At 65.4% G+C, this 8616-nt stretch carries 8 protein-coding genes; 4 read left to right on the top strand and 4 right to left on the bottom strand.

Features of this window, described 5'->3' with window-relative positions; genetic code table 11:
- Window positions 1–4: 4 nt before the first annotated feature.
- Window positions 5–973 carry an NAD(P)H-dependent flavin oxidoreductase gene (locus tag BLR75_RS16190; protein WP_084314904.1) on the bottom strand — a complete coding sequence of 323 codons (969 nt, stop codon included), beginning with the start codon at window positions 971–973 and terminating at the stop codon, window positions 5–7.
- A gap of 15 nt (window positions 974–988) precedes the next feature.
- Window positions 989–1414, bottom strand: coding sequence for a protoporphyrinogen oxidase HemJ (gene hemJ, locus BLR75_RS16195; RefSeq protein WP_084314903.1), 426 nt, complete (start codon window positions 1412–1414; stop codon window positions 989–991).
- A 174-nt stretch (window positions 1415–1588) separates the two neighbouring features.
- Here hemJ and BLR75_RS16200 point away from each other — a divergent pair, with 174 nt between their 5' ends.
- The 3 genes from BLR75_RS16200 to erpA all read left to right on the top strand — a co-directional run bounded on the left by BLR75_RS16200 (window position 1589) and on the right by erpA (window position 4550).
- On the top strand, window positions 1589–2947 hold the full coding sequence (locus BLR75_RS16200; RefSeq protein WP_084314902.1) for a chloride channel protein: 1359 nt from the start codon (window positions 1589–1591) through the stop codon (window positions 2945–2947).
- 78 nt (window positions 2948–3025) lie between these two features.
- Complete coding sequence (argC, locus tag BLR75_RS16205) at window positions 3026–4060, top strand: N-acetyl-gamma-glutamyl-phosphate reductase (protein WP_084314901.1); 1035 nt, start codon at window positions 3026–3028, stop codon at window positions 4058–4060.
- 139 nt (window positions 4061–4199) lie between these two features.
- The gene (erpA, locus tag BLR75_RS16210; protein WP_084314900.1) at window positions 4200–4550 is read left to right on the top strand and encodes an iron-sulfur cluster insertion protein ErpA; all 351 of its coding nucleotides are present in this window, start codon (window positions 4200–4202) and stop codon (window positions 4548–4550) included.
- A 58-nt stretch (window positions 4551–4608) separates the two neighbouring features.
- Here erpA and BLR75_RS16215 read toward each other — a convergent pair whose 3' ends face one another.
- Window positions 4609–5697, bottom strand: a complete 1089-nt coding sequence (locus tag BLR75_RS16215; RefSeq protein ID WP_084314899.1) for an anhydro-N-acetylmuramic acid kinase — start codon at window positions 5695–5697, stop codon at window positions 4609–4611.
- Window positions 5698–5700: 3 nt separating this feature from the next.
- Window positions 5701–7140, bottom strand: a complete 1440-nt coding sequence (locus BLR75_RS16220) for a peptidoglycan DD-metalloendopeptidase family protein (RefSeq protein WP_084314898.1) — start codon at window positions 7138–7140, stop codon at window positions 5701–5703.
- 183 nt (window positions 7141–7323) lie between these two features.
- Between BLR75_RS16220 and tyrS the strand changes: the two genes are divergently transcribed.
- Window positions 7324–8523 (top strand): tyrosine--tRNA ligase, encoded by a 1200-nt coding sequence (tyrS, locus tag BLR75_RS16225; protein ID WP_084314897.1) that lies wholly within the window; start codon window positions 7324–7326, stop codon window positions 8521–8523.
- Window positions 8524–8616: the final 93 nt, after the last annotated feature.

Below are 8616 nucleotides of genomic sequence, written 5' to 3' on the forward strand. Positions count from 1 at the left end.
TTCGTTATGGGCGCAACTGCTCCGCCAGGCGGTGGCTGCGCGCCAGTGCGGCGCGGTATTCCCCGTCGAGCCGGGCGACCAGTTCGTCCACCGTCGGCAGGTCGCGGATGTTGCCCACGCCCTGGCCGGCGGACCAGACGGTCTTCCAGGCCTTGGCTTCTTCGCTCACCGGCTTGAGCTTCTCGCCGAAATTGACGTCGCCCTTGTCGGTCAGCCGCTTCAGGTCGAAGCCGGCGGCTTCCAGGCTCTGCCGCATGAAGCTCGCCGGCACGCCGGATACCGCGGCGGTATGGATGATGTCGGCGGCGCGGGCTTCCAGCAGCATCTTCTTGTAGTCGCCGGAGGCATTGCTTTCGCGGGTGGCGATGAAGCGGGTGCCGACATAGGCCAGGTCGGCGCCGAGGATCTGCGCGGCGAGGATCTCGTGGCCGTGGTTGATGCAGCCGGCCAGCAGCAGGGTCTTGTCGAAGAACTGGCGGATTTCCGCGACCAGCGCGAAGGGGCTCCAGGTGCCGGCGTGCCCGCCGGCGCCGGCCGCCACCGCGATCAGCCCGTCGACGCCGGCCTCGGCGGCCTTCTCGGCGTGGCGGCGGGTGGTCACGTCGTGGAAGACCAGCCCGCCGTAGCTGTGCACCGCGTCCACCACCTCGCGCACGGCGCCGAGGCTGGTGATGACGATGGGCACGCGATGTTCCACGCACAGCGTCAGGTCGGCCTGCAGGCGCGGGTTGCTGTGGTGGACGATCAGGTTGACCGCATAGGGCGCGGCCTGCGGGTCGGTGTCCAGGCCGGCTTCGATCTCCTCCAGCCAGGCCTTGAAGCCGCTGCTCTCGCGCTGGTTCAGCGCCGGGAAGCTGCCGACGACACCGCTTCTGCAGCAGGCCAGCACCATCTGTGGATTGGACACCAGGAACATCGGCGCCGCGATCAGCGGCAGGCGCAGGCGGCGGTCGAGCAGGGCGGGCAGGGCCATGACGGATTTCCTTTGTCAGAAGGGTTTGATCACCACGAGGATCACGATGGCGAGCAGGAACAGCACGGGGACTTCATTGAACCAGCGGAAGAACACATGGCCGCGCTGGTTCTCGCCGCGGGCGAAGCGCTTGAGCATGGCGCCGCACATATGGTGGTATCCGATCAGCAGTAGCACCAGGGCCAGCTTGGCGTGCATCCAGCCCTGGGACATCCAGGCCGGATTCAGGTGGATCATCCACAGGCCGAGGAGCAGGCTGGCGATCATCGAAGGCAGCATGATGCCGCGGTAGAGCTTGCGTTCCATCACGCAGAAGCGCTCGTGGCTGGCCTGGTCGTCGCTCATCGCGTGGTAGACGAACAGGCGCGGCAGGTAGAACAGCCCGGCGAACCAGCAGACGATGGCGATGATGTGCAGGGCTTTCACCCAGAGATAAAGCATCGGGACACTCCTTCGATCACGGTTGCGCTGAATAGTAGTGGTGCAAGCGCCGGGGCGTCATCCCCGCGGCAGGCGTTCTGCCATGACTGGCTAGACTGATCGCTATCCCCATTCCATGTGCCCCGTCGAGCGGCGCATGCCGCGCGGCATCCGGCAGATGCCAGGCCTGACAGGATGTTCGACCCGACTGCCCCCGAGCGACAGCCCCGGCCGATTCGCAGCAACCCGTTGCGCTTCTGGCGGCGCAACCGCTTCCTGCGCCGCTGGCGGCAGGGCGTCGCCTTCTGGATCGGCGCGCTGCTGGTCGGCCTGGTGGCGCTGGCCTTCGCCCATCTCGCCGACCTGGCCAGCGCGACCTTCCGCGCGGTGGTGGCGCACAATCGCTGGTGGCCGTGGCTGCTTTGTCCGCTCGGGTTCGCGGGGCTGGTCTGGCTGACCCAGGGCGCGCTGAAGAACACCCGCGGCAGCGGCATCCCGCAGGTCATAGTGGCCTTGCAGCAGAGCAGCAGCCAGACGCGCAATGCCCTGCTGTCGCTGCGCATCGCTGTCGGCAAGCTGGTCCTGACCCTGCTGGCGCTGCTGGTCGGCGCGTCTGCCGGGCGCGAGGGGCCGACCGTGCATATCGGCGCGGCGCTGATGTATTCCTTCGGCCGGCGCCTGGGGCTGTACGGCAAGCGCACGGTGACCGGGCTGATCCTGGCCGGCGGCGCGGCGGGCATCGCGGCGGCGTTCAATACCCCGCTGGGCGGCGTGGTGTTCGCCATCGAGGAGCTGAGCAAGACCTTCGAGCAGCGTTTCAGCGGCCTGTTGCTCACCGCCGTGCTGCTCGGCGGCATGGTGACGCTGGGGCTGATGGGCAGCTACAGCTATTTCGGCGAGCTCTCGGAAACCATGCCGCTCGGCCCGGCGTGGATCGCGGTGGTCGCCTGCGGAATCCTCGGTGGCGTGCTCGGCGGGTTCTACTGCCGGCTGATCCTGCCGGCGAAGAGCGGGCCGCTGAGTTTCATCGCGCGCTGGCGCGGGCGCTGGCCGATCCGCTTCGCCGCGGCATGCGGACTGCTGCTGGCGCTGCTCGGGCTGCTGTCCGGGGCGCATGTGTTCGGCACCGGCTATGCGGAAACCCGCTCGATTCTCGAAGGGCAGCCTGTGGTCGATCACTGGTTCCTGCTGTGGAAGTTCCTCGGCAACGTGCTGTCCTTCATCGCCGGGATTCCCGGCGGGCTGTTCTCGCCGTCGCTGACCGTCGGCGCCAGCCTGGCGCCCTGGATCACGCCGCTGATCCCGGGGGCGACGCTGCCGGCGGTGGGGCTGCTCGGCATGTCCGCCTACCTGGCCGGTGTCACCCGCACGCCGCTGACCGCCACGGTGATCACCATCGAGCTGTCGCACAGCCCGGACATGCTGATCCCGATCCTCGCCGCGACGCTGCTGGCAAGCGCGATTTCCTCGCGGATCAGCCCGGTGCCGATCTATCACGCCCTGGCGCGGCAGATGATGGAGACACTGTCTTCCGGCAAACGGTCCGATTCCTGAGCCGATTCGAGCTGTTCAGCGTTGGCGGTGACTCTTATCATTGCGCTCCTGAGTTTTGCCCCTTTGCTGGAGTGACAGATGATCAAGGTCGGTATCGTTGGTGGGACGGGTTACACGGGCGTGGAACTGCTGCGGCTGCTGGCCCAGCATCCGCAGGTGCAGGTCGAGGTGATCACCTCGCGCTCCGAGGAGGGCGTGAAGGTTGCCGACATGTACCCCAACCTGCGCGGCCACTACGACGGGCTGGCCTTCAGCGTGCCGGACAGCAAGCGCCTGGGCGCCTGCGACGTGGTGTTCTTCGCTACTCCGCACGGCGTCGCCCATGCCCTGGCCGGCGAACTGCTGGCGGCCGGCACCCGGGTCATCGATCTCTCCGCCGACTTCCGCCTGCAGGACGCCGAGGAATGGGCCAAGTGGTACGGCCAGCCGCACGGCGCGCCTGAGCTGCTGCCGGAAGCGGTCTACGGCCTGCCGGAAGTGAATCGCGAGGCGATCAAGTCGGCGCGCCTGATCGCGGTGCCGGGCTGCTATCCGACCGCCACCCAGCTCGGCCTGATCCCGCTGCTGGAGAAGGGCCTGGCCGATGCGTCCACCCTGATCGCCGACTGCAAGTCCGGCGTCAGCGGCGCCGGCCGTGGCGCCAAGGTCGGCTCGCTGTTCTGCGAGGCCGGCGAGAGCATGTCGGCCTACGCGGTCAAGGGCCACCGCCACCTGCCGGAAATCAGCCAGGGCCTGCGCCGCGCGGCCAGGGGCGATGTCGGCCTGACCTTCGTACCGCACCTGACCCCGATGATCCGCGGCATCCACGCGACCCTCTACGCGCGCGTCGCCGACCGCACCGTGGACCTGCAGAAGCTCTACGAGGAGCGCTACGCCAGCGAGCCGTTCGTGGACGTGATGCCGGCCGGCAGCCATCCGGAAACCCGCAGCGTGCGCGGCGCCAACGTCTGCCGCATCGCCGTGCACCGTCCCCAGGGCGGTGATCTGGTGGTGGTGCTGTCGGTGATCGACAACCTGGTCAAGGGCGCGTCGGGCCAGGCGATCCAGAACCTGAACATAATGTTCGGCCTGGAAGAGCGTATGGGGCTCTCGAATGTAGCTCTGCTGCCCTGATCCGGCGCGGACCGCCCCTGGCCGGGGCGGTCTGACTTCGATCAATGGATATCCGGGATTAGTTGACCATTTTTCTAGGTCAAGTCGATAATAGCCCGCAATGTTGTAACGTACGGCCCTGGCCGGGAGAGTTGTGACCATGACCATCGAGACCTTCACCCCTACACCCCTGCTGTTTTCCCAAGGGGCTGCGAACAAGGTGAAGAACCTGATCGACGAAGAAGGCAACCCGCGCCTGAAGCTGCGCGTGTTCGTCACCGGCGGCGGCTGCTCGGGTTTCCAGTATGGTTTCACCTTCGATGAGGAATCCGCCGAGGATGACACCATCGTCGAGCGCGACGGCGTGACCCTGGTGGTCGACCCGATGAGCTTCCAGTACCTCGCCGGCGCCGAAGTGGACTACCAGGAAGGCCTGGAAGGCTCGCGCTTCGTGATCAAGAACCCGAATGCGGCGACCACCTGCGGTTGCGGACAGTCCTTCTCGATCTGATCCCGGCTCCAATGAAAACGCCGCGCTTCATGCGCGGCGTTTTCGTTTCCGGCGTTGTTCAGGCGGGATACAGCGCGCCGAGAATCCGCGGCCCCTGGGCGCCGGTGACTTCCGGGCAGTTGCCTGGCAGGCGTTCGAGGAAACGGTGCGCCAGCCAGGCGAAGGCCATCGCCTCCATCCACTCCGGCGGCACGCCACGCTCCGCGGTGCTGCTCACGCGTGCGCCCGGCAGACGCGCCGCCAGCCGCGCCATCAGCGCCGGGTTGAAGGCGCCGCCGCCGCAGACCAGCACTTCCGCGCAATCCGGCTGCGCATCCAGCAGGGATTCGGCGATGCTGCGGGCCGTAAGCTCCAGCAGGGTGGCTTGTACGTCTTCGGCGGCAATGGCCGGACCCGCGGCAAGAATCGCCTGCAGCCAGTCGAGGTTGAAGCGCTCGCGGCCGGTGCTCTTCGGTCCGCGCGCGGCGAAGAAATCATCGGCCAGGAAGCGGTCGAGCAGGTCCCTGTCCAGCGTTCCGCTGGCGGCCCAGGCGCCGTCCTTGTCGTAGGCGTCGCCGCGGTTGTGCTGTATCCATGCATCCAGCAGGACATTCCCCGGGCCGCAATCGAAACCACGTACCGGCTGGTCTGGACCCAGCAGCGAGACGTTGCTGAAGCCGCCGATATTCAAGACGGCGCGCTGCCGCTCGTTGCCGAACAGCGCCTGGTGGAAGGCCGGCACCAGCGGTGCGCCTTGTCCGCCGGCGGCCACGTCGCGGCGGCGGAAATCGGCGACGACGTCGATGCCGGTGAGTTCGGCCAGCAGCGCGGGGTTGCCGATCTGGATGGTGAAGCTGCGCCAGGGCTCATGGCGCACCGTCTGTCCATGGCTGCCGATGGCGCGGATATCGGCGGCGGTCAGTCCCTGTTTCTGCAGCAGTTCGGCGATGCCCTGCGCGGCGAGGCGCACCCACTCCTGCTCGGCGCAGGCGGTGCGGGCCAGTTCATCGGCGCCGGATGCGCAGAGACCGAGCAGCTCGGCACGCAGCGCGGCGGGCATGGGAATGTAGTGGGAAGCGAGCAGGACGGTGGAGCCGTCCTGCTCGACGAGGGCGATATCCAGGCCGTCGAGGCTGGTTCCGGACATCAGGCCTAGGTAGCGTGCCATGGCTCAGCGCTTGTTCAGGGCCAGTTGGGTGGTCTTTTCCTGGTCCATGCGGGCCATCAGGGGCTGCGTCTGGGCCATGAAACGCTTGCGGTCAGGCCCGGCCAGCGGGTCTGCCATCGGCAGCTTGGCGCTCAGCGGGTCGACGTGCTTGCCGTTGATCTGGAACTCGTAGTGCAGGTGGGGGCCGGTGGCCAGGCCGGTCATGCCGACATAGCCGATGATCTGCCCCTGCTTGACGCTGCTGCCGGAGCGAATGCCCTTGGCGAAGCGGCTCAGGTGGCCGTACACGGTGCGGTAGCGCTGGCCGTGCTGGATGACCACGGCGTTGCCGTAGCCGCCCTTGCGTCCCGCCTCGACGATCCTGCCGTCGCCGGTGGCCTTGATCGGCGTACCGGTCGGCGCGGCATAGTCGACGCCCTTGTGTGCGCGAATCTTGTTCAGCACCGGATGGTAGCGCCCCATGGAGAAGCGCGAGCTGATCCGGGCGAAGTCCACCGGAGTACGGATGAACGCCTTGCGCATGCTGGTGCCGTCGGCGCGGTAGTAGCTGGTGTTGCCCTGTTTGTTGGTGTAGCGGACGGCGGTGTAGGTCTTGCCGCGATTGACGAAGCGGGCCGCCAGGATGTTGCCGGTGCTGACCTTGCGGCCGTTCACCTTGCTTTCTTCGTAGATCACGTCGAATTCGTCGCCATCGCGCAGGTCGAGGGCGAAGTCGATGTCGTAGCCGAAGATGCTGGTCAGCGACATGATCAGCTGGTGCGGCAGGCCGGCGTCGCGGGCGGCGGCGAACAGGGAGCTGTTGATCTTTCCGTGTGCGTAGCTGGTGTGCAGTTCGGGCTTCACCAGATCACGCTTGAATACGTAACCCTTCCCGGTCTTGCTCAGATTGAGGGTTTCCAGGTCGCTCTGCTTTACGCGCAGGGCTTGCAGCTCACCGTTCGGGGCGAGAAGGAATTCGACGTCCTGGCCTTTGCGCAGGCGGGTGAAACGCTTGGCGTCCTTGCTGCTGGCGAGCACGTCGTGCACGGCATTGGACGGCAGTCCGGCCTTGGCGAAAACGCTGGACAGGGTATCGCCCTTGCCCACGGTGATGCTCTTCCAGGCCGGGGCGGCTGGAGTGGCGGGTGCGCTTGATTCGGTGAGTTGGGTCTTGCTGTCCGCGTCTTTTCCGGCGCTGTTCTGTTCGCTGCTGGACGGGGTCTCGATCTGTACGAATGGAGAATTGCCCGCGTCCTCGGTGACCGGAGCCGGTCGGAGGTCGTCCTTTTCCTGGACGATGCGGTCGGTACCGCCTTCCAGCTCGAGGTTGAGAGTCGTTTTCTTCGCTTCGACTTCGCTCGAGGGGAACACCAGCAGGGCCAGGCTGAGGAGCGCGGCTATTCCACTGGCAGCCAGTAAATGGCTCTTGGGATAGGGTGGCGCTTTCTGATCTGATTGCGTCATGGCATGAGTGGTGTTTTTGGAATGTGAAATAACTGCCTAAAATATAATCAAATTTCCTTTGAGGCAACCCTGAGTTGCCCTTTCCTGCTGCTCGTCCCGCGATGCGGGGGAGAGCTTGTTTTTCGTTTTTGATCTTGTATGGTTGGTTCCCTTTTGAATTCTGGAAACGGGCGGGACTCTGCAATGAAGTCGGTCGAAGAGCAGCTCGCGCTGATCAAGCGCGGTGCGGATGAAATCCTCGTGGAAGATGAGCTGGTCGCCAAGCTCAAGCGTGGCCAGCCGCTGCGCATCAAGGCCGGCTTCGACCCGACCGCTCCGGACCTGCACCTCGGGCACACCGTGCTTATTAATAAGCTGCGGCAGTTCCAGGACCTCGGGCACCAGGTCATCTTTCTGATTGGCGACTTCACCGGGATGATCGGCGATCCCAGCGGCAAGAGCGTCACCCGCCCGCCGCTGACCCGCGAGCAGGTGCTGGAGAACGCCGAGACGTACAAGTCGCAGGTGTTCAAGATCCTCGATCCGGCGAAGACCGAAGTGGCGTTCAACTCCATCTGGATGGACAAGCTGTCCCCGGCCGATTTCATTCGCCTTGCCTCCCAGTACACCGTGGCGCGCATGCTCGAACGCGATGACTTCAGCAAGCGCTATGCCAGCAACCAGTCGATCGCCATCCACGAGTTCCTCTACCCGCTGGTGCAGGGCTATGACTCGGTGGCCCTGCGCGCGGACGTCGAGCTGGGTGGCACCGACCAGAAGTTCAACCTGCTGATGGGGCGCGAATTGCAGCGCGCCTACGATCAGGAGCCCCAGGTCATCCTGACCATGCCGCTGCTCGAAGGGCTGGATGGGGTGAAGAAGATGTCCAAGTCGCTGGGCAACTACATCGGTATCCAGGAAGCGCCCGGCGTCATGTACAGCAAGCTGGTGTCGATCCCGGATTCGCTCATGTGGCGCTATTTCGAGCTGCTGAGCTTCCGCTCCATGGACGAGATCGAAGGCTTCAGGCGCGATGTCCAGAATGGTGCGAACCCGCGCGACATCAAGATCAAGCTGGCCGAGGAAATCGTCGCCCGCTTCCATGGCGAAGAGGCTGCTGCGTCTGCGCACAAATCTGCCGGTAACCGTCTGAAGGAAGGCGAGCTGCCGGAAGATCTGCCGGAAGTGGAAGTGGCTTCTGCCGAGGACCTGCCGATCGCGGCTGTTCTCAACAAGGCAGGCCTGGCGAAGAACTCGGCCGTGGCTCGTGATCTGCTGGCTTCCGGCGGAGTGCGGGTGGACGGGCAGGTGGTGGATCGCAGCTTCGTCTTCAAGCTCGGCGCAGTTCATGTATGCCAGGCTGGCAAGAAGAGCTTCGCTCGCGTCACCCTGGTCGCTGAGTGAAAATTCTTTCAGAAAGCCGTTGACGGGAATTTTCAGGTCCCTATAATGCGCCCCACTCCAGTCGACGACGCCGACGAAGTTCTTGAAAATCAA

Source organism: Pseudomonas jinjuensis, from assembly GCF_900103845.1.
GTDB classification, from domain to species: domain Bacteria; phylum Pseudomonadota; class Gammaproteobacteria; order Pseudomonadales; family Pseudomonadaceae; genus Pseudomonas; species Pseudomonas jinjuensis.

What these genes read in the sequence shown, in the direction of transcription:
- BLR75_RS16215 (WP_084314899.1), bottom strand. Translation starts at nt 5,697, where the DNA reads ATGGCACGCTACCTAGGCCTGATGTCCGGAACCAGCCTCGACGGCCTG.
- argC (WP_084314901.1), top strand. Translation starts at nt 3,026, where the DNA reads ATGATCAAGGTCGGTATCGTTGGTGGGACGGGTTACACGGGCGTGGAA.
- hemJ (WP_084314903.1), bottom strand. Translation starts at nt 1,414, where the DNA reads ATGCTTTATCTCTGGGTGAAAGCCCTGCACATCATCGCCATCGTCTGC.
- BLR75_RS16200 (WP_084314902.1), top strand. Translation starts at nt 1,589, where the DNA reads ATGTTCGACCCGACTGCCCCCGAGCGACAGCCCCGGCCGATTCGCAGC.
- tyrS (WP_084314897.1), top strand. Translation starts at nt 7,324, where the DNA reads ATGAAGTCGGTCGAAGAGCAGCTCGCGCTGATCAAGCGCGGTGCGGAT.
- BLR75_RS16190 (WP_084314904.1), bottom strand. Translation starts at nt 973, where the DNA reads ATGGCCCTGCCCGCCCTGCTCGACCGCCGCCTGCGCCTGCCGCTGATC.
- BLR75_RS16220 (WP_084314898.1), bottom strand. Translation starts at nt 7,140, where the DNA reads ATGACGCAATCAGATCAGAAAGCGCCACCCTATCCCAAGAGCCATTTA.
- erpA (WP_084314900.1), top strand. Translation starts at nt 4,200, where the DNA reads ATGACCATCGAGACCTTCACCCCTACACCCCTGCTGTTTTCCCAAGGG.